This is a genomic window from Kitasatospora sp. NPDC004240, assembly GCF_053603215.1.
The window spans coordinates 38,689-61,339 of record NZ_JBSGFD010000013.1 but is presented as its reverse complement, the minus strand read 5'-3'; the positions used below and the strand labels follow the sequence as shown (position 1 = coordinate 61,339).

Below are 22,651 nucleotides of genomic sequence, written 5' to 3'. Positions count from 1 at the left end.
GATCAGGCCTGGCCGGCGGCCTCGGCGGCCTCCTCGCGGGCGGCGGCCTCCAGCTCCTCGGCGGGCACCAGACCGGCCACGCGCGGCGGGTCGGACGGCTCCAGCAGACGGCTCGGCACCCCGTCCACGCCGACCGGCAGGTCGCCGTCCAGGGTGATCCGGCGCACCAGGCGCGGCTCGTCGCCGTAGTCGTTCACCGCGTAGTGCTGGGTCGCCCGGTTGTCCCAGATCGCCACGTCGCCGACCTGCCACTCCCAGCGAACGGTGTTCTCCAGCCGCTCGACGTAGCGCTGGAACAGGGCGATCAGTGCCCGGCTGTCGGCGCCGGACACGCCCTGGATGCGCTGCGCGAACGAGCCGAGCAGCAGCGTCCGCTCGCCCGTCACCGGGTGCACCCGGACCAGCGGGTGCTCGGTGCGGAACGCGGTCGAGACGAACACCTGGCGGAACAGCTCGGCGATCTCCCGGTTCTCCGCCAGCTCGGGGCGCAGCGCCAGGCTCGCCGCGTAGTCGTAGTCGTTGGTGTGGACGGCGCGCAGGCTCTCCGCGAGCACCTTCAGCGGCTGCGGCAGATCCTCGTACGCGGCCACGGTGTTGGCCCAGACGGTGCTGCCGCCGGCCGGCGGGAGCTCCAGGGCACGGAGGATGGACGCCTTCGGGTAGGACGGCACGAAGGTCACGTCGGTGTGCCAGTTGTTGGCGCGCACGCCCTTGGTGGCGTCCAGCTCGAAGATGTACCGGCCGTCCGCGCTGGGCACGGTCGGGTGGCCGACCGGGTGGCCCAGCAGCCGGGCGAAGGCCTCCTGCCCGGCGTCGTCCAGGTGCTCCTGGCCGCGGAAGAACAGCACCTTGTGGCGGTACAGCGCGGCCTCGACGGCCTCGACGGTCCCGGCGGGCAGGTCGCCGCGGAGCCGGACGTCGTGCACGATCGCGCCGATCCGGCCGGCGGCGGGGGTGGTGCGCAGTTCGGTGAGCGGGGCGGTGGTCATGGCGATACCTCGGCTTTCGCTGGTCACGTGGAGCGGGAACGGGAACGGGAACGGGAACGGGAACGGGAACGGGAACGGGAACGGGAACGGTCAGGGGCAGGGAGGGCAGGGGTGGGACAGGGCGCGGTCGCCTGGCGGTGCCGGCCGGCTCGGGGCACGGCGGTACCGCGGAGCGGCGGAGCGGCGGACGCGGTGGCACGGCCGGATGCGGCACGGTCGGGGTGCGGCAGGATGCGCGCTGCGGCCGTGGCGAGGGAGGCGCCGAGCGTCGGGTTCAGCGCCGGGTACGGCGCCGTACCGGACGGGTCAGCGGGTGAACGAGCGGCGGCAGCGGCGACAGCCGGGGCGACAGGCAGGGGCGGAAGGACGGCGAACGGCGGTCATCATCGAGCCCTCCTTTCCGGCTTGCTGGGAGCGGGCTCGGGGCTCATCGTGCTGAAGCCGGAGGCCCGCTGTCAATCGCCGATTCGCCTGGTGGGAACGGGTGTTGCGACCGTGTGACGCGGTGTTTCCGGGTATGGCGGGCGGATGGCGGGAGCGCTTCGTCGCCGCATCCGCCCTTGTCGGCCGCCCGCGGCGCGGATTAACTCTCGGAGCGGAAGTAACCCGGCCCGCGGCCGCGGGACGCTCCCGGACCCACCGGGCCGCCCGGACACGCCGCGGCCCCGGCGGGCCAGGGGTGAACCGGCCCGCCGGGGCCGGCGAAGGTGTCGTACGGGCGTCGCGACGCGAGCCGCCCGTACCGGGTTCGGGCTACTGCCGGGGGAGGACGGTGAGCACCCGTTCGACGAACGTCTTGTAATCCGCCATGAAATCCGCGAGGAAGCGCTGCGTCGCCGGGTCGGTCACCTCGCCCGCGTCGTTGAACAGGCCGGGCGTGAACTGGATGTACGCCTCCGGGGCGTTCATCTGCGGCGAGTTGCAGAAGCTGAGCACCGAGCGGAGGTTCTGCTGGGCGACCGCGGTGCCGATCTTGCCCGGGGAGGTGCCGATCACGGCCGACGGCTTGTGGGTGAAGGAGTTCGTCCCCCACGGCCGGCTCGCCCAGTCGATCGCGTTCTTCAACCCGCCCGGGATCGACCGGTTGTACTCCGGCGTCACGAACAGCACCGCGTCCACCGAGGCGATCGCCTCCTTGAGCGCCCGGCCCTCCGGCGGGTAGTCGGTGTCGAAGTCGTGGTTGTACAGCGGCAGGTCCTTGATCGGGATCTCCCGGAACTGCAGCTCCGGCGGGGCGAGCCGGATCAGCGCCCCGGCGAGGATCCGGTTGATGGACTTGGCGGAGAGACTGCCGACGAAGTATCCGACCTGGTACGTGGTCACGTGGGGCCTCCTGGGCGGCGACGGGGTGCGGAGGGGGAACGGCGGACCGGGATCCGCCGCTCCGCATCCTCCCGCGCGGCGGGCGTGAACCCGGTTCGCACACGCCCGCCGCCGCGGAAACGCCCGTGATCGGGAGCGGATCAGCGCTGGGATCAGGCCCGGGATCAGCGCTGGGATCAGGGCCGGGATCAGGCGCGGGCCGCCCCCACCGGCACCCGGACCACCTCGGCGGAGCCCGCCCGGTTGTGCCGCTCCTCCCAGGTCTCCAGCGCGCTGCGGCACGCGTGGTCCAGGTGCCGCAGCCCGGTCAGGTCGAGGTGGACGATCCGGTCGACCGGCAGCCGCTCCAGGGCGTCCAGCAGCCGCGGCAGCCGCAGGAAGGTCGCGTTGCCGAGCAACACCACCTCGATCACCCCGTCCGGCCGCTCCTCGACCTCCACGTGCAGGTGCGAGGTGTCCCACGCGGTCTTCAGCACCGAGAGCAGCAGGCCGAGCAGCACCCCCTCGAACAGGTTGGTCGCCACGATCGCCACCGCGGTCACCGCCAGGATCAGCGCCTCCCCGCGGTGCGCCCGCCACAGCGGGACGAAGGACTTCACCGGCACCAGCTTCGCCCCCGCGTGCACCAGCACCCCGGCCAGCGCCGCCAGCGGGATCACCGACAGCGCCGCCGGCAGCAGCGCCGCGAACAGCAGCAGCCACACCCCGTGCAGGACCCGCGAGGCCTTGGTCCGCGCGCCCGCCTGGACGTTGGCCGCGCTGCGCACGATCACGGCGGTCATCGGGAGCGCGCCGAGCATTCCGCAGACCGTGTTGCCGACGCCCTGGGCGAGCAGTTCCTTGTCGTAGTGGGTCCGCGGCCCGTCGTGCAGCCGGTCCACGGCCGCCGCGCTGAACAGGCTCTCCGCCGAGGCGATCAGCGCGAACGCGAGCACCGTGCCCAGCACGCTCGCGCTGCCGAGCGCCGAGAGGTCGGACAGCCCCGGGACGTCGATCACCCCGGCCAGCCCGGCCACCTCGACCTTGGCGATGTCCAGCCCGAACAGCGCGGTCGCGGCGGTGGCCGCGGCGACGGCGGCCAGCGGCGCGGGCACCACCCGCACCCGTTCCGGCAGCCGCGGCCACAGCACCAGGACGGCGACCGTGCCCGCGCCCACGGCGGCCGCCGTGAGGGTCCGGGCGCCGGTCAGGGTGTCCGCCAGCAGGCGAGGGAGTCCGGCGAGCTTGGCCAGGCCGTCCGCCGGGGCCTTGGTGTCGGCCATCGCGTACAGCTGCCCCGCGATCAGGACCAGCCCGATGCCGGCCAGCATGCCCTGCACGACCGAGACCGAGATCGCCCGGAACAGCCGGCCGAGCCGGGCCGCGCCCATGGCGATCTGCAGCAGCCCGGCCGCCGCGGTGATCACGCCGAGGGTGGCCAGGCCGTGCTCCTGCACGGCGCCGTACACCAGCACGGTCAGCCCCGCGGCGGGCCCGGACACCTGGAGGCTGCTGCCCGGCAGCAGCCCGGTCAGCAGGCCGCCGACGATGCCGGTGACCAGGCCGAGTTCGGCCGGGACGCCGGAGGCGACCGCCACGCCGACGCAGAGCGGCAGGGCGACCAGGAACACGACGAGGGAGGCCGCGAAATCGGCGCGCAGGACGGAGGCGCCCGGAAGCCTGGTGGAGGCGCCCGGAGGCTTGGCGGTGGTGGCCGGCCGGAGGGCGGGACGACGGGTCATCAGGTCCTCGGGAGGATGCTCGGGAGGGTGGCGGTCGTGTGGTCGGGTGCCGCTCACAGCGGGAGGAAGACCCCGGACTCGGGCCGGTGCGAGAGCACCAGGCCGGTGTGGATCTCGTAGAACCAGCCGTGCAGGGCGATCCGGCCCTCGTCGAGCCGCCGGGCGATCCCCGGGTAGCCGCGCAGCCGCTCCAGCTGGGCGAGCACGTGCCGCTGCACCGGGCCGGCCACCGTCGGGTCGAAGACCTCGGTGTCGTCGGCGGCCGCCAGCGCCGTCCGGTCGGCGTTGCGCAGCCAGGCGCGGACGGCGGGCACCACGCTGAGGTCGTCCCCGCGGACCACCGCCCCGACCGCGCCGCAGTGCGAGTGGCCGCACACCACGATGTCCCGCACGCCGAGCACCTCGACCGCGTACTCGATGGTCGCGGTCTCGCCCGAGGCGGACTCGGCGCGGTACTCCGGCACGATGTTGCCGGCCGTGCGCAGCTCGAACAGCTCGCCCGGGTCGGAACCGGTGATCAGGGTCGGCACGACTCTGGAGTCGGAGCAGGTGATGAACAGCGCGAGCGGCGACTGCCCGGCGGCCAGGCCGGTGAGTTCACGGCCGGCTCTGCCGGCGCGCTGCGGGAAGGCGCGGGCACGGTCGATCAGCGGATCCATAGGGATGCCTCCTTCTGCCCCCTCGCACGGGAACGTGCCGGGGCGGGCGGTCGGTCGGGCAAACGGGCGCCGGCACCGGCACGGTCGGGAGGCGGATACGAACCGCCGTCGGGGCACGGCGAAGCCCGTGCACGCCGCTGACCGTCGGTGACCCCCCGGTAACCTGGTGCTGCGTCAAGACCCAGTAAAACACGGGTATCGGGTCGGTAAAAGCGGGATCCGGGGTGGACTTGTGCGGGTCCGGTTAACATCCCGTTACCGGCCCTCCGGAACCGTCCGTGTACTCGGCCATCGCCCCGACGTTCGGAGTTTGACTGAGCGTCAGCATCCGTTTGGCACACGGACGGCCATTGCCGGGCGGGTCTCCCCGAACCCGCCTCATAGTGATCGACTCCGGCGCTGGGCGCGAATCCTGCCCGCGCATGCTCCTGCGCGAGAAGTCGGCCCGGCCGACTTCTCGCACAGGGGTTCGGCGGCCGGGAAAGCCGGGCAGCCGACTTCGACTCGGATGTTCTCGCGTCAGGGCCGGCGAGGGTGGGCGATCATGGGTGGGTGACTCTTGTCGTTCGTCCCGGGTTCGGGTTTCGTGAGGCGGCGGCGTTGTGGGGTGCCCGGCTCGGTCTGCGGACCGCCGATGTGATCGACGCCGCGGCGCAGGCGCTGGCCGAGGGGCTCGACGGCCCGGCGCTGCGGCTGCTGGGTGGGCTGGCGGGAGGCGACCCCGAAGGCCGGGTGCCCGGGTTGGTGCGGGAGGCGTGCGCGGAGCTCGGCCTGCCGTGGCACGAGCCGGGCGGCCGGGAGGCGAACGAGGCGGGCGCGCGGGCGTTGGCCCGGCAGGTGATGTGCGGGCGGCTGTCACCCCGCCGGTTCGCGTCGCTGCTCTACGACGCGTTCGGTCACGATCTCGAACTGCTCGACCCGGTGACCGGTCTGGCCCCCGAGTACGAGAACGGGTTCAGCGGGTGGTCCGAGGCCGGCCTCGATGCGCTGCTCCGTGTCGAGGCATGGCACCTCGGCGCCGATCCGTCGCTCTTCGGGCCGCACCGGCCGCGCCGGGTGACCACGGAACGTGAGCTGGTCCTCGACTTCCTGGCGGCGCTCGCCGGGATCTCCACCGCGCTGCGAGCGGACGACCCGCCGGTCGCGCACCCGCGGGACCTCCTCGGCCGTCGCCGCCCGCGGACCGGTGTGGCCGGCGACCACCTGTACGAGCTGCACGGCTATGGCTGCCGGTTCTCCGGCCCCGACGGGACGGTGGTCGACGTGGACTTCACCGTGCAGGGCGCGGTCGTCTTCGACGCCTGTCGACTCCAGTACTACGGGTCGAGACTGCCGGAGGCGTACGTCCCCGAGCAGGACGCCCTTCGCGCCGCCGCCTCCGCGCTGCCGCAGCTCACCGAGGTGCGGCCGGGATGGTTCAGCCCGGTGAGCGAGGGCGAGGGCGCTCCGTCCGTCAGAGAGCCTTGAGCCGGGTGTGGAGGAGGCAGAACTCGTTGCCCTCGGGGTCGGCCAGGACGTGCCAGTTCTCGGTGCCGGTCTGGCCGATGTCGACGGGCCTGGCGCCGAGGGCGTGCAGGCGCTCCAGCTCGGCGTCCTGGTCGCGGTCGGTGGGGTTGACGTCGATGTGCAACCGGAGCTTGCCCGTTCGCGGGTCGTCGCTGGGGCTGAGGATGAGGGTCGGCTGCGGCCCCCCGAAGCCGGCGTCCGGCGGCCCGATCTCGATGCTCCCGTCACTCTCCCGCCCGAGTTCGACGTACCCCAGGACGTCACTCCAGAACGCGGCGAGCCGCTCCGGATCGACGCAGTCGATGACCAGCTCACTGATGCGGCATGCCATGTCCGTCAGTGTACGGCGAGCAGATGGGGACGGGGCGTCAGTACGCTTTCCATCGAGGGGCGTTGAGTTCGGCCGACCGGCCGAAGGGCGATGAGGGGGCCGAGTGTCGTGGACGTGTTCATCGACGTGCTGGCCCACCGCCACGCGGGTGCCCATCGGAAGGCTCTGACCGGCGAGTTGATCGCCGCCTACGTTGAACTGAACCACCTCCTGGCGTGCACCAAGGGCAGGCTGGCCAGGGATGTGTGGGCAGGCTTCGGCAACGAACTCGGCCGGTGCACGGGCCTCTGCAGAAGCGCGTGGCTGTGGTACGCCGCCGTGGTCGAGGACTGCGTGAACGGTACGGACGTCACGCCGTCCCCGTCGGTGGGCCCGGAGACGACGCAGGCGTTCCAGGCCGCGTTGGACGGGCTCCGCGCCTTCGCAGCGAGAAAGGAATCCGCTGGGGCGGCCGCCCTCTCAACCCAGCGGTGTGACCGCCCGCCCCGTGATCGTCGGCGGCCCAGCCGAGCGGCCTCACCCCGGGAACGAGCATCGTCAGGCCGTTTCGGGTTTGCGGGCCAGGAGGCAGGCATGCGGTCTGTTCGCGAGTCCGCCGGGCCCCTGTTCCAGTCGCGCGGTGACGACGAGTCCGGCCTGGTCCAGCAGATCGACCATGTGGTCCAGGGGCAGGAGGTACGACTCGTAGGACACCGGACGGCCGAAGCCGTGGGTCGGCCGCAGCCGCTCATTGCCGACATAGTCTCCCCAGAGCAGATAGCCGCCGGGCGCGAGCGTGCGGTGGAACTCGGCGAACACGTCCGGCAGCCACTGCGGGGGCGTGTGATGGGTGGAGTACCAGGCCAGGATGCCGCCGAGCCCGTCGTCCCTCGTCTCCAGTGCGGTCATCGAGCCCTCAGTGAACCGCAGGTTCGGATAGGCGTGCCGGGCCAGCTTGACCATCTTCGGCGACAGATCGAGGCCGAAGACGGACACCCCCAGCCCGGCCAGGTGCGCCGTCACGCGGCCGGGGCCGCATCCCAGGTCCGCGACCGGCCCCAGACCGGCCGTCCGTACCAGTTCGGCAAACCCCGCCAGCATCGCGCGTGACAGCGGGTCCATCTCGGCTGGAGGCGGGACGCGTTCGACGTAATCGGCGGCGACCGTGTCGTACGACTCGCGGACGGCGGTCAGAAAGGAGGGCTCAGCCATGCGTGCGACCCTAGTCCAGGCAACTGACAGGCCGTGGCACGACCTTCAGCTGACCTGCGCGGCATCCACCGTCCACCGCTTTCGCTCGCTGCGCCCCGCATCGCCATGTCGCCCGGCTCCGTGTCGGCGGAGAGGTCGTCGCAGCGGACGCCTTCGGCGTTGAGGGTCGGGCGCCAGGAGCGGCCCTCGGTGGTGTGCAGGTCGATGGTCGCCGGTTTGAACGGCCAGGGGACGGTCGTCGCCGAGACGGTTGTCAGGAACTCGTCGACGCCCTCGACCGCGACGACCTTCGGCAGCGGCTGTGCGGCGTCCTGGGTGAGTTGGGCGTCGCAGGTGTGGACGGCGATCTCCTGGATCTGGTGCCGGGCCACGGCTCCGCTGGTCTCCGGGGCCTGCGAGCGGCCCCACCAGGTCCAGTAGCCGCGGTCCGGGCCGGCCTCACGCATCGCGTCGAGCATGAGCTCGGTCGACTCGGCGAGCCAGGCATCCAGGGCTTCGCGGTCGCGGGGTGCGGTCGGGGCACCCTTCGGGTCCGTCCTCGCCGGGGGCTCGGTGCCCGGGCTCGCCGCGACGATGGCGGCCTGGCGGCGGCGGCCGGCGCCGAGGTGCTGCGCCAGTTCGCGCAGCGTCCAGTCCGGTCAGGTCGGGACCTGGACGTCAAGGTCGGGGGCGGACACGATCGCGGCACGGAACGCGGCCGAGCGGTCTTCGATCAGCCGCAGGACCTCAGGAACTCCAAGATGCTTTGCACGTCGGTTGTGGATCACGGCACTCCGGCGGCCGGGTAGCGAATGTGTGGACGAACGCGTGCGGCTGCGGCGATGGTGCCGGGGTGGACGTGGCGGCGCTCGCCGAACCTGGTGGTGATCGCTCCGGAGGTCCAGCGGCCTTGTGGAGGACCTCGAACCGGATAAGGTGCCTCCGGAATCAGAGGTGTGGGGGATCGCCTTGGAGCGACGGAAGCTGATCGGGATCGGGGCGGGGCTGGCGGTCCTGCCCGTCTGGTGGGCCGTGAGTCAGGTGGCGAACGGGGCCGAAGGGGACTGGCACACCGAGACGGCGCCGCTGGAGCAGGCGTTCCCGTCGCTGGGCCGGCTCACTGACGCCAAGTGGGTGAGCAGCCGGGACAACGACCGGGGCATGCCGTCGCCGGAGCTGGTGATCTCGGGCCTCGCCCGGTTGGCGCCGGGGAAGATCTCCGAGCTGACGGCGGCCCACGCCTTCGTCTCCGAGGGGCCGGCCGCCGACTTCTCCTTGTGGTTCGAGAAGCCGCTCAAGGGCGAGGGGCCGAAGAACCCGCAGTGGATCCGGTCGCCCGAGCTCGACCGCGACGGCTACGGCCGCTCCACCAAGCTGTGGTTCGACCGTGGCAGTGACACCGTCCGCTTCCGGGCGCTCAACCCGTACGGATAGCACTCCGGCTGTGGATCCTGATCCTGGCGTCCGAGCCGAGCCCGTAACCGCTGCGTGGGAGAGCCCCTTCAGCGGTCGGAGCTTCGAGGAACTCGTCGCCGCTGACGAGCCGGACGTGGTCGGCCCGGACGACGGCGAGGACCCGGTGGTCCTCGTCGCGTCCCGGATCCTCCAGGACGTGTTCGCCGCTGCCAGGGGGTGACGTCCTGCCGGTGTGATGGCGCTCGGCCTCGGCCCTGAGGTTGGCGTTATCGGGATAGCTGATCGAAGTCAAATGGGCATATTAAGGTCTGATCTAATCATCGACATGCCGGTCGGGTTGGATATTTTACGACCTATTCAATCCTAGGGAATTTCCCTGCGGATCGGCGCCGGTCCTGTGGTGGAGTTGGCATGCAAAGTACCACTCCGGGTACTTCGAAACCAGGGAGAGTTGTTATGCCTCCGATCCCGATCAGGCCGGGTATCTACAAGATCCACGCTCACATCATCGGCCCGGGTGCGCTGATGACGGCGACCGAGTACGCCGTCCAGCATGGCGCGCCCGTCATCGTCGACCGGTTCAACCCCCTTCCGATCGAGCAGGAGTGGGCCATCGAGCCCGCCGAGCAGATCCCGGGGGCGCCCTACGTCCTCCGCCTCGCCGCGCATGATTCGGCCGGTCTCGTGGTCGCCGAGGACAAGCTCTTCGTCAACGGCGTTCCGCGCTCCGACTGGGCGAAGTTCACCTTCGAGTCCGTTCTCGGAGGCGTCAAGATCCTTTCGGAGAAGGGCCTCGCCATGAGCGCCGGCCACCGGGGACAGCAGATCGAGCTTGCCGTACCCAAGCCCGAATTCCAGCAGACCTGGACGCTGGAGTTCGTGCGCCCGATCGACGAGGAGTAGGACGGCGGCCGCAAGTAATGCGGCCTCCTCCAGGTGGCGCCCGGGCCGTGAAGGCCGGGCGCCACCCGTGTGAGAAACCGGCCTCGAATCGTCCGGTGCCCCGATGGCAGGACCGCCGTGTCGTCAGCGACGTTGACTCCGGAGAGATCCCCCGGACCTTCCGACGATCACGACTCGATGCGCACTCCGGCAGGCCGGAAGGACGCGCCCCGGACGCGGCGCCGGTGGTAGGCGAACGTGACGATCGCGAGCAGCGGGCCCCACAGGAGCAGCGGGGCGTAGCAGGCGTTCATCACGGCGAGGGCCGCTCCGGTCGGGGCTCCCGGGGCGCCTCCGAAGCCGCGCGCGTTGGGGATCGTCAGAAGCATCAGGGCGGCTGCGCCGAGGGATGCCGGGATTACGGCGGCCGGCGGCGCCACGCGCTTGCCTCCGATGAGCGGGATCCAGCCCGGGACCACCTCGCCCCACGGCCGGACCAGGCCGAGGGTGAGGAGGGCGAGGCCTTCGACGCCTAGGCTCATCGCGACGCACACGACGCTGAACCAGCCGGGGACGTTCAGCTCGGAGGTGTCGAATCCCACCGGGATGCCGAGTCCCATCGCGATCCGCCAGATCCCGGACGGCACGGCGGTGAGGGCCGTGATGTGGGCGACCCGGACGACCCAACGGGCGTGCAGTGGTGGGCTGTTGTGGGCGGCGGCAGCGGTGGGTGATCCGGATGTGGGCATGGCTCCATGCTGGCCGGCGGGCTGTTCCGTCGAATCGTGCGCAGGGCGTGGCCGGGTCCCTCGCCGGGGGAGTCGGGACCAGCGACCGGACGGCCTCCGCCCCGCCCGGGCCCGTCACTCGTCGACGGTGACCAGGCGTGGGCCGGTTGAACCGTTCCAGCTATCTGTTCAGGCGGACCCGGCCCGTTGACCGTGGACGAGGAGCGGTGCGGCGGCCCGCCCCAGCCCGGCGAGGGCCTCGCGGGTGCGGGCGGCCTGGGACGGGGCCATCCGGCGCTCCAGCCCGGCCGGATCGATGAACTGCACGCCGAGCAGCCCGGAGACGCTCGGGGCGGGGAGCGTGATGCGGGCGACCTCGGAGGCGGTGACGCGTCCGCCGTCGAACACCAGGGTCAGGCGCTCGCGGTAGCGGTCGGCGGGCGCGTAGTCGACGGCGAGGAGAATGGTGGGCCGCCGGTGCAGTCCGGTCTGCGCCAGCAGGTGGCGGCCGGCGGCGTGGTGCGGCGGCTCGTCGGGCTCGGCGGGCCCTCCGGGAGGACCAGGCCGTCGACGTGGACGGGGTTGAGGAGCAGGAGCCGTCCGGCGGGAGCACGGAGCAGGACGAGGGCGTGGGGGCGGCGGGGCGCGGGCGCGGGAACGGGCTCGGGCGTGATGTGCATGGGGACTTCCGGTGGTTCAGGGACGGTCGAGGTGGTTGCCGCCGGCGATGAACGCGGTGGCGAGGAACATCCACCAGACGAGCCGACGCTCGCCGGGATGATCGTGCGGCACCAGCCAGGAGCAGGCGGTGGCGAAGGTGAGGGAGGCGGCCAACAGGGCGGTGAGGCGAAGGAGTTCACGGCCGGTGGGGCGGGTTCCGTCGTTCCTGTCGCTCATGGAGGAGGCCCTTCCGGAGGAGATCGACGAGCCGGAGGACGACGTCCGGCCGGGCGGCACCGAGTTCGATGAGGACGGCGCCGGTCAGACGGCCGGCCCGCCAGTCGACGGCGGCGGACGGGAGGACGATCCCGGCGAGGGCCAGTACGGCGAGCAGGTCGTCGAACGCCTCGGCGGCGGCGCGGCGTTGATCGGCGGTGGCCCGGGTGAGGATGGAACTCATCGGCCGGACACCTCCGAACTCCGGGGCTGGAACGCCCGCCACGCGGCATCCGCCTTGAGGAAGGACGTCCACCCGCAGAGCACCCCGTCGGCATCCCGCTTCCACTCCCCGGTGAGCTCGTTGCGCACCCGGTAGAGCCGCGCGGCCGGCTCGAAGCGGACACCGTAGCCGTGGGTGTGGGTGGGGGGATCGTCGTCTCTGGGTGGTGTGGGGGCATGGTTCATTGGAACTCTCCGCAGTTGGAGTTTCACGTTATGTGTCCATGCTGGCTGTCGAGTGGCTACCATCGGAAGTGAATCTGGACTTGTCCTTCGGGCCATCCAAGTTGGAGCAACCATGGTCAACCGCAAGGAGATTGATCCAACATCGGGACGATGGGCGCCGTTCGGGGTGCAACTTCGCAGGTCGCGCGAGTCGGCCGGGCTCACGCAGGTGGCGCTCGCTGCGCGCATCGGGTGCAACCCGTCGACCGTGTGCGTTGCGGAACTTGCCTCGAAGCAGGTGTCACTGAGATTCGCGAAGGCGGCGGACGAGGCGCTGGGTACTCAGGGGACGCTGGCGCTGATGTGGATGCAGGCGTCGAACAGCGCTGGACTGGCTGAGGGGTTCACGGAGTTCGCTGCCCTGGAGGCGAAGGCCAGAGAAATAAGGCTGGTCGAGATCAGCCTTGTGCCCGATCTGCTGCAGACACCTGAGTACGCAGAGGCTGAAATCGCCGAGGGCGTGGAGCGTGGAGAGATCACCACGGATCAGGCAGAAGAGAGATTGGGCTTCCGGCTCGCTCGTCAGCGGCAACTCCAACGCAAGCCGTTGCCGCTGATCTATGTACTGCTGGCGGAGAGTGTCATTCGGTGGTCGGTCGGCGGGCAATCAGTGATGAGAGGTCAGCTGAAGCGCCTTGAGGATCTGGCGTCGGAGCCGAACATCCTCATCCAGGTGGCGCCCTTCTCGTTGCCCACACGGCCGTTCAAGTCTGCGGTCACCCTCCTCACAATGCCGGACGACTCGCAGCTTGCCTACGCCGAGATTCCGAACCGCGGGTTTCTGGAGCGAGACCGGTCCACGGTGGCGACTTGGCGTAGGCGATACGATCGACTCCAGGTTGAATCCCCGATGCGGTCCATGTCCTTGGAGATGATCCGCGAAGCCCGGAAGGATCTATCAACATGACCTTTGACGAGGTGAGCTGGCGCAAGAGCTCCTACAGTGGAGATGGCGGGCAGTGCATCGAGGTGTCCGATGACCTCCCGGGTCTGGCGCCCGTACGTGACTCGAAGGACCCCGGTGGGCCGGTGCTCCTCTTCTCCTCTGCCGCGTGGGCGTCCTTTGTCGCCGCTGTCCGTGCGGATGATTTCGGCAACCTCTGAGCTGCTGCTTCGGGTCGCGCCGCCCCGGGTGCGGGGCGGCGCGACCTTCGTCCTCCCTCGCTCTCACCCGAAGTCGGCGGCGGGGGTGAGGCCTTCGATGAAGGAGCGGAGGTCCGGGGCGAGGACCAGCTCCGTCCCGAGTTCCGCGTCGAACCAGGTGATGGACGGCTCCCCGGCCCGTCCACATGTCCGGTAGTCGAGGCCGATCCAGCACGGTGCCTCGCCCGAGAACACGACCACCTCGGCGGGGAGTCTCCACTCCTCGACCAGGTACGGGCTGTCGAGCAGTGACATCGTCCCCTCGCGGCGGCCGATGCCCATCACGCCGTCGAACGCGACGTGATCGGCGGCCCAGGAGGTCGGCCGACTGGTGGGGAAGGCGTTCCGGCTCTCCGCGACCTCGCCGCCGTTGCGATGGCGGAGGAGGTCGAGCAGGTCGGCGGGGAGCGTGACGTCCAGCAACCGCTGCGCCTCGGCGATCGCCTCGGGGGTCAGCGGCGGCTGCACCGCGTAGTCGGTGTCGGTGTCCCACAGGGACTGCTGGAGGTCCTCGAAGCGTGCCATGGCGGGCATCGTAGGAGCCTGCCCCGACACAGGACGCCCATGGTCAACCCTGTCAGCCTTGACGGTATGACTCTCGACGAGGTGTCGGCGTACAGGTGAATGTGCTCAGCCTGGTGCATGTGAATGCGCTCGTGTCGGGGACGGGTCAGTGCAGCTCGCCCTCAGGTTGCCCAGAGCAGCCGTACCGCCTCGACACCGGTGTCGTTCAGCAGCGCCTCGATGAGGGCTGGAGACCCGGAGACCTTGGTGGCCCACAGGTCATAGTCGGTGCACAGAACCCATGAGCGGTCTTCGGCCCAGAGGTTGGCGGGGCTGAAGTCGGCCAGGTCGGCCTCGGGCATGTCATAGAGGATCTCAGCGTCGCCGAGACGCCCCGCCCGCACATGGAGGTTGTCGAAGTCGACGGCCCCGAGCGTCAGCGGGTTGTAGTAGGCCAGGCAGCGAGTGTCCGGGCCCGCGGGGCTGTGCGCGGTGAGGATGTCGATCAGCCGGATCCAGGTCTCACGGTCCAGGCTCCCCTCGGTGGGTGGGGCGATGCCGAGAGGCCAGCTGCCGTTCTTCGTGGCCGAGGGGAAACAACGGTAAGAGGGCAGCAGCCCGTCGGGGACGATGGGGTCGCCGGTCCGCCGGGCGAGTTCCGCCCAGCGCAGCCGCCGCCAGCCGGGGCCGGGGTGCTCGGCGCGGCCCAGGCCGCCTCCTATGGCGACGCCCACGGTGTCGAGATCGATGCCCCCGACGATGTCGCGCGGGGTGCTCCCGCCTGCCAGACGTGCCTGGCGGTACTCGTGATGCGATACGTCGCCCGGCCCGTGCTCATGCTCGTACATGGCGTTGAGTACCCAGACCGCATCGGGCATCGCCGGCGGCATGAACCCGGTCAAACCGTCGCCGCACAGCTCAAGCAACCAGTCCGTCGCGCCGGCCGGCGCGAGCGGCCACAGGTCTGACAACAGGTTCGATTCCTCGGGCATAGGTTCATGATCTCAGTTGCGACCACGGGCCACTCGAGGGTCTGCATCATGTAGCTGGCCCGCCGCTGGGCACGTTCCGGGGCTCTGTCGCTGATCTTGTGACGCTCAGGGTCCTTCTGTTGGCTCAGGTGTCTCGGGTCGCCACACCTCCCGGTAGTCGGGGTGTTCGGCGTACGACTGTGCGAGCACGCGGAGTGCATACCTGAGCCCGGCGAAGCGGGTATCGGAGGGCTCCATGGCCTCGTAGTCGCGCGCCAGCATGTCGACCAGGTCGAGCATCGGCAGGTGACTGTCGAGGAGGGCGTCGCCTCCGAAGCAATGGGCCACGTAGGCATAGGCATGGTTGTCCGCCTCATAACGGGCGTGAAGGAACTTCAGAAGGTCGTCCATGAGATGATTTTCCTCCACTCTTGGGGATGCCGGCGAGGCTCCTACCTGCCTCAAGACCGCAGGAGGATGCGGGTGCGGAGGAGGTCTAGCTTGGCCCGGCCATAGCCGGCGCGTTTGAGGAGCTTCACCCTGGTCACCTGGCCGGAGCTCCAGGGGCTCGACAGGCCGGCCACGACCGCGTCCCGGTCGTGGAGGAGTCCGTCGGCGAACTGCCGCAGGGCGGGCAGATCGTGCTGTCTGACCTGCTCAATCCATCCTTCGAGGTCTTCGCCGCGGTGCTCGTGCATGAGCGCGCCGAAGGCTCGGACGTGCTCGACTGCGGCGTCGAGTTCGGGACAGGCCGCCCGGACCTCCTTCAGGCCCACGGCCTCGTCGGGGCGAAGGCGCTCGGGGCGGCTCATGATCCAGCGCAGGGCTCTCCTGGGTTTCGGCAGTGCTGGGGGCGGTGGCGCTGTGACGGTGCCCTGCTTCAGCAGACGGACGTAGGAGTTGACCACGCTCCGGTCTCCTGGGAAGCCCTGGTCGCGTACCTCCCGGTGGAGTTGGCTGGCGTTTCGGCATCCCTGGGTGAAGCGCTGGTAGGCGTAGGGCTTGTAGTCGTCCAGCAGGGTCCGGCGCTGGGTGACCTTCACCAGCAGTTCGTCGACGTCGGCGGTGCGGACGTATCGGCGGACGGCGTAGTAGTCGAGGTCCAGGTCACGGCTGATCCCGCGAAGGGACCGGCTCTGGGCGAGGAGTTCCTGGACAGCTCGGTGGCGTTCGCGGATGGTGGCGACGATCCGGCGAGGCCGGCCGCGGACGTCGAGCGTGCCGTCCGGTTCTGCCGGCGGCTGCGGTTCTCCGGGCTGGTGCATGGCCTGGTGGGCTGTGCGGAGGCAGCCGTAGTGGCTGGTGACGGTCTTCTCCACGGCCTTGGCGAGGTTGTTCCACAGGTGCCAGGCGTCGGCGACCTGGACGGCCTGAGGAGCGGCTGTCCTGGCGGCTTCCGCATAGGCGGAGGCGCGGTCCCGGCAGATGATCCGGACCTCGGGGTGGTCGGCCAGCCAACGGGTCACCGGTGCGGCCTCGCGACCGGGCAGCACGTCGATGGGCCGACGGGCCTCCAGGTCGACCAGCAGCGTGGCATAGGTATGGCCCTTGAGCAGGGCGAAGTCGTCGACGCCCAAGACCCGGACAGGCCCCGGACCGGTCAGCGCGGTGGTCCGCAGCAGCCGCAGCAGGGTGTCCTTCGCCGCGGTCATGCCCAGCCTTCGGGCGAGCCTTGCACCGGGCCGTCCGGCCAGCGCCCGGGCGACCCGACCGAGGAGGTCCCGCAGGACAGGCGTATGTCGGACGTGCGGCCGGGTCAGTCCCGGAATCTGCTCGGCGAACGTGACAGCCGGGCACTCGGCCGTCAGGCACTTGAACCGTCGCATCAGCACCACGATCACCACGGGTAGCCCGCCCAGCGGCGCGTCCCCGAGCCGCCGCTCGTACCGGCCGTGTATTCGGCCCGAGAGCCTCCCACACCCCGGACACCGCGCTGAACGCGCACGTGAACGGGCACGCATCATGACCACGCCCACGTCCCGGTGCACCGAATCGACTGCCACGTCCGCCAGATGCGGCAGAACCTCCCGCAAACCCCCTGAACCGCACACCCATCCGAAACGATTGAACTGCTGCAACGTCACAAGATCGGCGACAGAGCCCGTTCCGGTGTACCCGGCTGGGCATCGGGACGCGTACCTCGACACGAGGTGAGCTGGCGCAAGAGCTCCTACAGCGGAGATGGCGGGCAGTGCATCGAGGTCTCCGACGACCTCCCGAACGTGACCCCCGTACGCGACTCCAAGGATTCCGGTGGGCCGGTGCTCCTGTTCTCCTCCGCAGCGTGGGACTCCTTCCTCACCGCCGTCCGGGCGGAGGAGTTCGGAGCGCTCTGATCTCGTCCCCCGGTGCCCCGACGCGCGCGAGAAGTCGGACCGGCCGACTTCTCGCGCAGTCCGAGCCCCGGCGTGGGGAGCCACACCGGTGATCCGTACGATTTCGATCATGCGTTTCGTTCGTAGTGCGGTGCTGGTCGCCGCGGCTGTGCTCATGGTCGGCGGCTGCACCGAGGGCTCGAAGCCCGCGACCGCCACGACGGCCCCGACCGCCACCGCGGCCCAGCCGGCGCCGTCCGGGTCCTCCTCGCCGTCCGCCGGGAAGGCGCCGTCGCCGACGCCGACCCGGGTGGCGTTGAGCGGGCTCAGCCCCGCGCAGTTGCAGAGCCGTTGGTGGAGCTGGGCGGCCTCGATCGAGGAGGCGCGCCATCCGGTGTCCGATCCGGACGGGCGTTTCTGCGCAGAGGGGCAGAAGGACGGCGTCTGGCTGCTGGCCGGCACCTTCGGTGGGACGGTGACCCGCAACTGCACCCTGCCCTCGGACGCGCAGGTGGCGTTCCCGGTGGTGAACCGGCTCGGTACGGGCGAGGAGTGCAAGGCGTTCATGGACGGCGCGGAGGGCAGCGCCGTCGTGGACGGGAAGACCCTCACGCTGGAGAAGTTCTGGGCGACCCCGGTGGTTGTCTCGACGGAGCCGGGGAACCCCATCAGCGACGAGGAGGAGTCCTTCCGCACCTCCTCCTGCGGTCTCTGGGTCCGGGTGGGGACGCTCGCGCCCGGGCGGCACGAGATCGTCTTCCGCGGTTCCTCCGGCGGCTTCTCCGTCGGTGTCGACTACTGGCTCACGGTCACCGAGCCCGCTGCCTGATGATGGTGTGACCGACGGACAGGGGGAGTCGCGATGGGTCTGGGAACGGTGGCCGTCACCGGTGCGGCCGGACGGATCGGGTCGGTGCTGCGCGGGGCGCTCCGGACGGAGGCCGAGCGGCTGATCCTGCTCGACCGGGTCCGGCTGCGCCCCGAGGGGGCGAACGAGGTGACCCACGTCGTCGACCTGCTCGACCCGGCCGCGGTGGAGGGCGCGCTGGCCGGGGCGGACGCCGTCGTCCACCTCGGCGGGGTGCCGGACGAGGCGCCGCTGCCGGAGCTGCTGTCCGCGAACGTCCTGGGCACCCATCACGTGCTGGAGGCCGCCCGCCGCCTGGGCGTCGGGCGGGTGGTGCTGGCGGGGAGCAACCGGGTCACCGGCTTCCACCGGGTGTCCAGCCCGACCGGCCCCGGGGCGCCGGTGCGGCCGGACGGCCTGTACGGGGTGAGCAAGGTGGCCGTCGAGGCGCTCGGGCAGTTGTACGCCGACAAGTTCGGGCTCTCGGTGATCTCCCTGCGGATCGGCAGCTTCGAGGAGACGCCGACCGAACGCCGGCACCTGGCGACCTGGCTCAGCCACCGGGACGCGGTCGGCTTCGTCCGGGCCGCCCTCACCGCACCGGCCGGCGCCGGCTTCGCCGCCGGGTTCACCGCGGCGTACGCGGTGTCCGCCAACACCCGGCGGTTCTGGGAGCTCCCGGACGCGGACACGCTCGCGTACACGCCGCTGGACGACGCGGAGGCGTACGCCGCCGGGATCCCCGACGGGCACCTGCCGCTGGACCCGGACGGGCCGCAGGCCGGGGAGTACGCAGACCCCGCCTTCACCCTGCGGCACATCCGGCACTGACCGGAGCTCAGGCCCCCGGAACTCGGAAGCCCACCCATCCTCACCGAGATCGTTACGACAGCGGCTTCTGAGTGGATGCTCGGAGAGCCGATCGACCGCCAGGACCCGCTAACGCCCCCTCGTTCCCCGTGACTCCCCGCTCGATCGGGTACGGATGTGGCACACCGCCTTTCGTTCCGCCGGTACTCAGCCGGCCACACACCCTTGGGCCGGTGGGCCGTTCGCCCATCGGTCAGAAGGGAGGTTCGAGATTGCCGCGGCCATCGCTGTGTGGCCCGCAGTCCCAGGGCGCCTCCTGCAAAGGTTCGATGTCGGTGACGTCGTGGCCCCATGCTTCGAGGGCCTTCCGGGCAACGCGCCGGTCATGGCCGTCGCTGCTGGTGTCCAGGATGCGGCGCGCGTGTACGGCGAGGTGATCGCGGCGCTCGGCGAGCGCGGGGTGTTCGGCGAGGATGAGCGCGGCGAGGCCGGCGGCTTCGCGCACGTCCTCGTTCCCGTCCCGCAGGAAGGGCGCGACGGCTCGATAGAGCATCGGGCGTAGGTCCCGGAAGGCCGCCAGCGTGGTGCCGTGGGAGAGGAAGCCGGGGAAGTGCTGCTCGGTGCGGTCGACGGTCTCGTCGGAGGCGTCGTAGGCCGTGGAGGCCAACCAGTTCAACAATGTCGCGCGGATGGGGACGTTGCGATACGGCCGGAGGGTCATGGCCGCCGGGTGGGCGAGGATGCCGGCGACATACACGGCGACGGGGGCGGTGGCTTCGTAGATGCTGTTCTGGTGGGCGACCAGCTCACTCAGTTCCGACAGAGCGGTGACCTGCACCCTGGGATCAGGCTCCAGCAACCGTGCCAGGACTTCGGGAAGGCACTCGCCGTTCCCGAAAGCCGTCCGGAGCGAACCCCAGTCGGTCTCCGCCAGGACTACCTGGTAGGGCGGCACGTCAGGCTCGCGGGGCGCTCCGGCCTCGGAGCTGCTGTGGTTCACAGGCCGAACCTAGACCAGGCCTCTGACACGATTCCCGTTCGGGCCGCGGGATGCCGTCACACGGACAGACCGAGGATCGCCCGACCGAGCCGCCGCATTCGAACCCGTGCTCACCGAGATCGGTACGACAATGGCTTCTCAACGACAATGGCTTCTCAGGCCTCAGGCGAGGGCGGGTGCGAGTAGCGGACGTTGCCGGTGCCGCAGGCCAGGCAGACCTGCAGCTCGCGCGGACGGCCGTCCTCGCCGGGCCACGGCGGGCCGGCGACGTTCGACTCCTCCTCGCCGCAGAACGGGCAGTCACCGTCGTCGCCGGTCAGCGGACGCATGGTGCGCAACTCCCCGTCCTCGCGGTGCTGGAGGCCCAGCCAGCCGCAGGGGGCGCACCGCCACCAGAGCTCCGGGCGCGGCCGGGGCGGGTACCCACCCCAGTTGTTGCGCCGGCGCAGGACCTCGTAGGTGTTCAGGTGGCCGCCACATCGGGGGCAGTCCGGTATGGCCATGGGTTCGCTCCCTCCGTCGTGTCACCCTCATGCCCCGTGACGGCCGGGGCGTACCGCCGGGCCATCCTCGCCACCTCCTCGGCGAGCGCCCGCCGCAGCTCCGGCGGGCCGAGCACCTCGGCGTGGCCGCCGAGCCGCAGCAGGTCGCCGACCGCGACGGTGGTCTGCTCGACGGTCAGCTCGACCTCCGCCCAGCCCTCCTCGTCCGGCGGCCCGGCCTCCCGCAGGGCCTCGACGCCGGCCCGGCCGAACTGCATGGGCAGCAGCCGCTGCGCCTCGGGCGAGACCCGGAGCCGGGCGGTGGTGTGCCGCAGGGCCGACTCCAGCCGGCGGGAGGTCTCCTCCCAGTGGGCGGCCAGGTCGAAGCCGGGCGGCCGTTCGAACTCCTCCTCCGTGCTCTCCACGGTGAGGAAGCGCGAGACCCGGTAGGTGCGGACGGTGTCGTCCGGGGCGGCCGTCGCCAGCAGGTACCAGATGCCGCTCTTGAGGACCAGGCCGAGCGGGCGCAGCTCCCGGTGGACCTCGCCGCGCCAGCGCCGGTAGTGGGCGGTCAGCACCCGCTGCTCCCAGACGGCCCGGGCGATCGCGGTGAGGTGGGGTACCGGGTCGGCGTCGGCGAACCAGGCGGGGGCGTCCAGGTGGAAGCGGTCCTGGACCCGGCGGGCCTGTTCGGCGAGCCCGTCCGGCAGCGCGGCCTCCAGCTTCAGGCGGGCGGAGGCCAGTACGGCGCCGAGGCCGAGGTCCTGGGCGGGGCCGGGGGCGCCCACCAGGAACAGCGAGTTGGCCTCGGCGTCGGTGAGCCCGGTCAGCCGGGTGCGGTACCCGGCCACCAGCCGGTAGCCGCCGGCCGGGCCGCGGTCGGCGAGGACCGGGACGCCCGCGGCGCCGAGCGCCTCGACGTCCCGGTAGACCGTCCGGACGGAGACCTCCAGCTCGGCGGCGAGCTCGGGGGCGGTCATCCGGCCGCGGTTCTGGAGCAGCAGGAGGAGGGAGAGGAGCCGGTCGGCGCGCATGCGGGACATTCTGCCCCCCGTACCTGACAGAAGGTGTCAGGTACGGGCGCCAGAGTGATCACCGGGCCGCACCGGGCCCCACGAACCAGAACCAGAAGGACGAGCCATGCCCACGCAGATCACCGGCCAGTTCACGTTCGCCGACTGGAAGGAGCAGCCGGTCGGGACGCGGGAGGAGTACCCGAGGCTCGCCCACGCCTCCGTCGCCAACGACTTCACCGGTGGCATCGAGGCGGCGGCCACCAGCTGCGAGTACATCCTCGTCTACGCGACCGAGAAGACCGGCACCTTCACCGGCCTGGAGCTGTTCTCCGGCGCGGTCGACGGCCGCCGGGGCACCTTCGTGGTCGAGGAACGCGGCCACTTCGTCGAGGACGGCACCGTCCACTGCACCTTCGAGGTGGTGCCCGGCACGGCCACCGGTGACCTGGCCGGCCTCACCGGCACCGGCCGCTTCGCGGCCGCCGCCGGCCAGCCGACCACCGAGTACACCTTCTCCTACGAGCTCACCTGAGCTCACCGCGGCCGTCGAGGATCTCGATGTCGGTGATCCCCGAGACGTCCGGGGTGAGGCTCAGCCAGATCACGACCTCATCGTCGCGCTCGAGCTGGGCCAGGTAGGGCCCCGATGACCCGCGCGGGGCGGTGAGCAGGTTGGTGCAGGTCGGCGAGCAGTCGCAGCGCCCGAGGTACGGGAGGCCGGCGACCGTGTCCGCCAGGGCGTGGTCGTCGTCGGCACGCAGCAGTTCGGTGATCTCGGCGGCCAGCTCCGGGAAGACCGCGGCCAGCAGGGGCGGGTGAGTGTCCGTCATCCGGCGGACACTACCGCCCCGAGCGTGGGAAGTCGGGCCCGGCCGACTTCTCGCGCGACCGGGGAGCGGGGGTCGGCGACCGGTCGGGGGTCAGCGGCGGCGGAGGGCGAGGGTGGCGAGGCGGAGGAGGAGGCGGACGTAGGGGGAGTGGCGGGCGGGGGTGGTCACGGTGCCGGTGAGTTCGCGTTCGGCACGGTCGAGGGCGTCCTCCAGGAGGGCGTCGTGCAGCCAGCGGTAGGCGAGCGGCCAGCTGAGGCGGGCGGGGCCGGCGGCGCGCATGGCCAGGGTGTGGCGCAGGGTGCTGCGGCCGCCGGGGGCCGGGTGGACGGTGAACTCGTGGAAGCCGAGGAAGCCCGTCGGCCCGGTGAAGGCGAATCGCACCCAGCGGCCCGGCGCGCGGGCGGCGACGGTGTAGCGGACCGGGCCGTGACCGCCGGCCGAGCCGACCGCGAGGCCGCGGTCCAGCTCCATCCGCGACCACGCCGCCCCGGGCCAGAGCCTGTCCCCGGGGCCGGCGAGGGTGTCGATGAGCGCGCCCACCTCCGCCTCGCCGGCCGGCAGGGTGCGCTCGTGGACGTTGAGTACCGCCATGGTGTCCTCCCCAGGTGCGGGCGTGCCCGCTCCA

At 71.3% G+C, this 22,651-nt stretch carries 30 protein-coding genes and 1 pseudogene; 10 read left to right on the top strand and 21 right to left on the bottom strand.

Annotated elements, in window-relative coordinates:
- Window positions 1-2: 2 nt before the first annotated feature.
- The 4 genes from ACWEQL_RS06105 to ACWEQL_RS06090 all read right to left on the bottom strand — a co-directional run bounded on the left by ACWEQL_RS06105 (window position 3) and on the right by ACWEQL_RS06090 (window position 4,692).
- Window positions 3-989 (bottom strand): TauD/TfdA dioxygenase family protein, encoded by a 987-nt coding sequence (locus ACWEQL_RS06105; protein WP_452148970.1) that lies wholly within the window; start codon window positions 987-989, stop codon window positions 3-5.
- 753 nt (window positions 990-1,742) lie between these two features.
- Window positions 1,743-2,312 carry an NADPH-dependent FMN reductase gene (locus ACWEQL_RS06100; RefSeq protein ID WP_452148969.1) on the bottom strand — a complete coding sequence of 190 codons (570 nt, stop codon included), beginning with the start codon at window positions 2,310-2,312 and terminating at the stop codon, window positions 1,743-1,745.
- A 188-nt stretch (window positions 2,313-2,500) separates the two neighbouring features.
- Entirely contained in the window at window positions 2,501-4,033 is a 1,533-nt protein-coding gene (locus tag ACWEQL_RS06095) for a SulP family inorganic anion transporter (RefSeq protein WP_452148968.1), read from the bottom strand.
- Window positions 4,034-4,086: 53 nt separating this feature from the next.
- The gene (locus ACWEQL_RS06090; RefSeq protein ID WP_452148967.1) at window positions 4,087-4,692 is read right to left on the bottom strand and encodes a carbonic anhydrase; all 606 of its coding nucleotides are present in this window, start codon (window positions 4,690-4,692) and stop codon (window positions 4,087-4,089) included.
- Between the two features lie 552 nt (window positions 4,693-5,244).
- Between ACWEQL_RS06090 and ACWEQL_RS06085 the strand changes: the two genes are divergently transcribed.
- Window positions 5,245-6,159, top strand: coding sequence for a DUF6896 domain-containing protein (locus ACWEQL_RS06085; RefSeq protein WP_452148966.1), 915 nt, complete (start codon window positions 5,245-5,247; stop codon window positions 6,157-6,159).
- On the opposite strand, the gene ACWEQL_RS06080 is transcribed toward ACWEQL_RS06085, so the two are convergent.
- From ACWEQL_RS06080 to ACWEQL_RS06070, 3 genes and pseudogenes are all read right to left on the bottom strand, one after another.
- Window positions 6,146-6,529 carry a VOC family protein gene (locus ACWEQL_RS06080; protein WP_452148965.1) on the bottom strand — a complete coding sequence of 128 codons (384 nt, stop codon included), beginning with the start codon at window positions 6,527-6,529 and terminating at the stop codon, window positions 6,146-6,148. The two genes, ACWEQL_RS06085 and ACWEQL_RS06080, sit on opposite strands and share 14 nt — an antisense overlap.
- 537 nt (window positions 6,530-7,066) lie before the next feature.
- Window positions 7,067-7,720 (bottom strand): class I SAM-dependent methyltransferase, encoded by a 654-nt coding sequence (locus ACWEQL_RS06075; protein WP_452148964.1) that lies wholly within the window; start codon window positions 7,718-7,720, stop codon window positions 7,067-7,069.
- Window positions 7,721-7,800: 80 nt separating this feature from the next.
- A pseudogene (locus ACWEQL_RS06070) lies at window positions 7,801-8,484 on the bottom strand (maleylpyruvate isomerase N-terminal domain-containing protein); the annotation flags it as partial.
- A 184-nt stretch (window positions 8,485-8,668) separates the two neighbouring features.
- On the opposite strand from ACWEQL_RS06070, the gene ACWEQL_RS06065 reads away from it, so the two are divergent.
- From ACWEQL_RS06065 to ACWEQL_RS06055, 3 genes are all read left to right on the top strand, one after another.
- Window positions 8,669-9,133, top strand: a complete 465-nt coding sequence (locus ACWEQL_RS06065; RefSeq protein ID WP_452148963.1) for a hypothetical protein — start codon at window positions 8,669-8,671, stop codon at window positions 9,131-9,133.
- Between the two features lie 10 nt (window positions 9,134-9,143).
- Window positions 9,144-9,335: a hypothetical protein gene (locus ACWEQL_RS06060; protein ID WP_452148962.1), complete on the top strand. Its 192-nt coding sequence runs from the start codon at window positions 9,144-9,146 to the stop codon at window positions 9,333-9,335.
- A gap of 236 nt (window positions 9,336-9,571) precedes the next feature.
- Entirely contained in the window at window positions 9,572-10,018 is a 447-nt protein-coding gene (locus ACWEQL_RS06055) for a hypothetical protein (RefSeq protein ID WP_452148961.1), read from the top strand.
- Between the two features lie 167 nt (window positions 10,019-10,185).
- Here ACWEQL_RS06055 and ACWEQL_RS06050 read toward each other — a convergent pair whose 3' ends face one another.
- The 5 genes from ACWEQL_RS06050 to ACWEQL_RS06030 form a co-directional block, all read right to left on the bottom strand.
- Entirely contained in the window at window positions 10,186-10,746 is a 561-nt protein-coding gene (locus ACWEQL_RS06050; protein ID WP_452148960.1) for a hypothetical protein, read from the bottom strand.
- Between the two features lie 168 nt (window positions 10,747-10,914).
- Window positions 10,915-11,133 (bottom strand): hypothetical protein, encoded by a 219-nt coding sequence (locus tag ACWEQL_RS06045; RefSeq protein ID WP_452148959.1) that lies wholly within the window; start codon window positions 11,131-11,133, stop codon window positions 10,915-10,917.
- 288 nt (window positions 11,134-11,421) lie between these two features.
- Window positions 11,422-11,622 (bottom strand): hypothetical protein, encoded by a 201-nt coding sequence (locus ACWEQL_RS06040; protein ID WP_452148958.1) that lies wholly within the window; start codon window positions 11,620-11,622, stop codon window positions 11,422-11,424.
- Window positions 11,582-11,845 (bottom strand): hypothetical protein, encoded by a 264-nt coding sequence (locus ACWEQL_RS06035; protein ID WP_452148957.1) that lies wholly within the window; start codon window positions 11,843-11,845, stop codon window positions 11,582-11,584. The genes ACWEQL_RS06040 and ACWEQL_RS06035 overlap by 41 nt, the downstream gene beginning before the upstream one ends.
- Window positions 11,842-12,069, bottom strand: a complete 228-nt coding sequence (locus ACWEQL_RS06030; protein WP_452148956.1) for a hypothetical protein — start codon at window positions 12,067-12,069, stop codon at window positions 11,842-11,844. Before ACWEQL_RS06030 ends, ACWEQL_RS06035 begins: the two co-directional genes overlap by 4 nt.
- A gap of 112 nt (window positions 12,070-12,181) precedes the next feature.
- Between ACWEQL_RS06030 and ACWEQL_RS06025 the strand changes: the two genes are divergently transcribed.
- Both ACWEQL_RS06025 and ACWEQL_RS06020 read left to right on the top strand, forming a co-directional pair.
- On the top strand, window positions 12,182-13,015 hold the full coding sequence (locus ACWEQL_RS06025; RefSeq protein WP_452148955.1) for a helix-turn-helix domain-containing protein: 834 nt from the start codon (window positions 12,182-12,184) through the stop codon (window positions 13,013-13,015).
- Complete coding sequence (locus tag ACWEQL_RS06020) at window positions 13,012-13,212, top strand: DUF397 domain-containing protein (protein ID WP_452148954.1); 201 nt, start codon at window positions 13,012-13,014, stop codon at window positions 13,210-13,212. Before ACWEQL_RS06025 ends, ACWEQL_RS06020 begins: the two co-directional genes overlap by 4 nt.
- A gap of 63 nt (window positions 13,213-13,275) precedes the next feature.
- Here ACWEQL_RS06020 and ACWEQL_RS06015 read toward each other — a convergent pair whose 3' ends face one another.
- From ACWEQL_RS06015 to ACWEQL_RS06000, 4 genes are all read right to left on the bottom strand, one after another.
- A complete protein-coding gene (locus tag ACWEQL_RS06015; RefSeq protein WP_452148953.1) occupies window positions 13,276-13,776 on the bottom strand; it encodes an SMI1/KNR4 family protein in 501 nt (166 codons plus the stop codon).
- A gap of 161 nt (window positions 13,777-13,937) precedes the next feature.
- Window positions 13,938-14,747 carry a hypothetical protein gene (locus tag ACWEQL_RS06010; RefSeq protein WP_452148952.1) on the bottom strand — a complete coding sequence of 270 codons (810 nt, stop codon included), beginning with the start codon at window positions 14,745-14,747 and terminating at the stop codon, window positions 13,938-13,940.
- 105 nt (window positions 14,748-14,852) lie between these two features.
- Window positions 14,853-15,137 (bottom strand): DUF6221 family protein, encoded by a 285-nt coding sequence (locus ACWEQL_RS06005; protein WP_452148951.1) that lies wholly within the window; start codon window positions 15,135-15,137, stop codon window positions 14,853-14,855.
- A gap of 50 nt (window positions 15,138-15,187) precedes the next feature.
- The gene (locus ACWEQL_RS06000; protein WP_452148991.1) at window positions 15,188-16,687 is read right to left on the bottom strand and encodes an ISL3 family transposase; all 1,500 of its coding nucleotides are present in this window, start codon (window positions 16,685-16,687) and stop codon (window positions 15,188-15,190) included.
- A 189-nt stretch (window positions 16,688-16,876) separates the two neighbouring features.
- Here ACWEQL_RS06000 and ACWEQL_RS05995 point away from each other — a divergent pair, with 189 nt between their 5' ends.
- From ACWEQL_RS05995 to ACWEQL_RS05985, 3 genes are all read left to right on the top strand, one after another.
- Window positions 16,877-17,062, top strand: a complete 186-nt coding sequence (locus ACWEQL_RS05995) for a DUF397 domain-containing protein (RefSeq protein WP_452148950.1) — start codon at window positions 16,877-16,879, stop codon at window positions 17,060-17,062.
- Window positions 17,063-17,171: 109 nt separating this feature from the next.
- A complete protein-coding gene (locus ACWEQL_RS05990) occupies window positions 17,172-17,870 on the top strand; it encodes a signal protein (RefSeq protein WP_452148949.1) in 699 nt (232 codons plus the stop codon).
- Window positions 17,871-17,903: 33 nt separating this feature from the next.
- Entirely contained in the window at window positions 17,904-18,719 is an 816-nt protein-coding gene (locus ACWEQL_RS05985) for an NAD-dependent epimerase/dehydratase family protein (protein ID WP_452148948.1), read from the top strand.
- 232 nt (window positions 18,720-18,951) lie between these two features.
- Here ACWEQL_RS05985 and ACWEQL_RS05980 read toward each other — a convergent pair whose 3' ends face one another.
- The 3 genes from ACWEQL_RS05980 to ACWEQL_RS05970 form a co-directional block, all read right to left on the bottom strand.
- Complete coding sequence (locus ACWEQL_RS05980) at window positions 18,952-19,698, bottom strand: hypothetical protein (protein ID WP_452148947.1); 747 nt, start codon at window positions 19,696-19,698, stop codon at window positions 18,952-18,954.
- A 155-nt stretch (window positions 19,699-19,853) separates the two neighbouring features.
- On the bottom strand, window positions 19,854-20,201 hold the full coding sequence (locus ACWEQL_RS05975) for a hypothetical protein (protein ID WP_452148946.1): 348 nt from the start codon (window positions 20,199-20,201) through the stop codon (window positions 19,854-19,856).
- Complete coding sequence (locus ACWEQL_RS05970; protein ID WP_452148945.1) at window positions 20,162-21,214, bottom strand: helix-turn-helix transcriptional regulator; 1,053 nt, start codon at window positions 21,212-21,214, stop codon at window positions 20,162-20,164. The genes ACWEQL_RS05975 and ACWEQL_RS05970 overlap by 40 nt, the downstream gene beginning before the upstream one ends.
- A gap of 106 nt (window positions 21,215-21,320) precedes the next feature.
- Between ACWEQL_RS05970 and ACWEQL_RS05965 the strand changes: the two genes are divergently transcribed.
- Window positions 21,321-21,728 carry a DUF3224 domain-containing protein gene (locus ACWEQL_RS05965; RefSeq protein WP_452148944.1) on the top strand — a complete coding sequence of 136 codons (408 nt, stop codon included), beginning with the start codon at window positions 21,321-21,323 and terminating at the stop codon, window positions 21,726-21,728.
- Here the strand turns inward: ACWEQL_RS05965 and ACWEQL_RS05960 are convergent.
- Together ACWEQL_RS05960 and ACWEQL_RS05955 are read right to left on the bottom strand one after the other, a co-directional pair.
- Window positions 21,721-22,026 carry a hypothetical protein gene (locus ACWEQL_RS05960; RefSeq protein ID WP_452148943.1) on the bottom strand — a complete coding sequence of 102 codons (306 nt, stop codon included), beginning with the start codon at window positions 22,024-22,026 and terminating at the stop codon, window positions 21,721-21,723. The two genes, ACWEQL_RS05965 and ACWEQL_RS05960, sit on opposite strands and share 8 nt — an antisense overlap.
- Window positions 22,027-22,116: 90 nt before the next feature.
- Window positions 22,117-22,617, bottom strand: a complete 501-nt coding sequence (locus ACWEQL_RS05955) for an SRPBCC family protein (protein WP_452148942.1) — start codon at window positions 22,615-22,617, stop codon at window positions 22,117-22,119.
- Window positions 22,618-22,651: the final 34 nt, after the last annotated feature.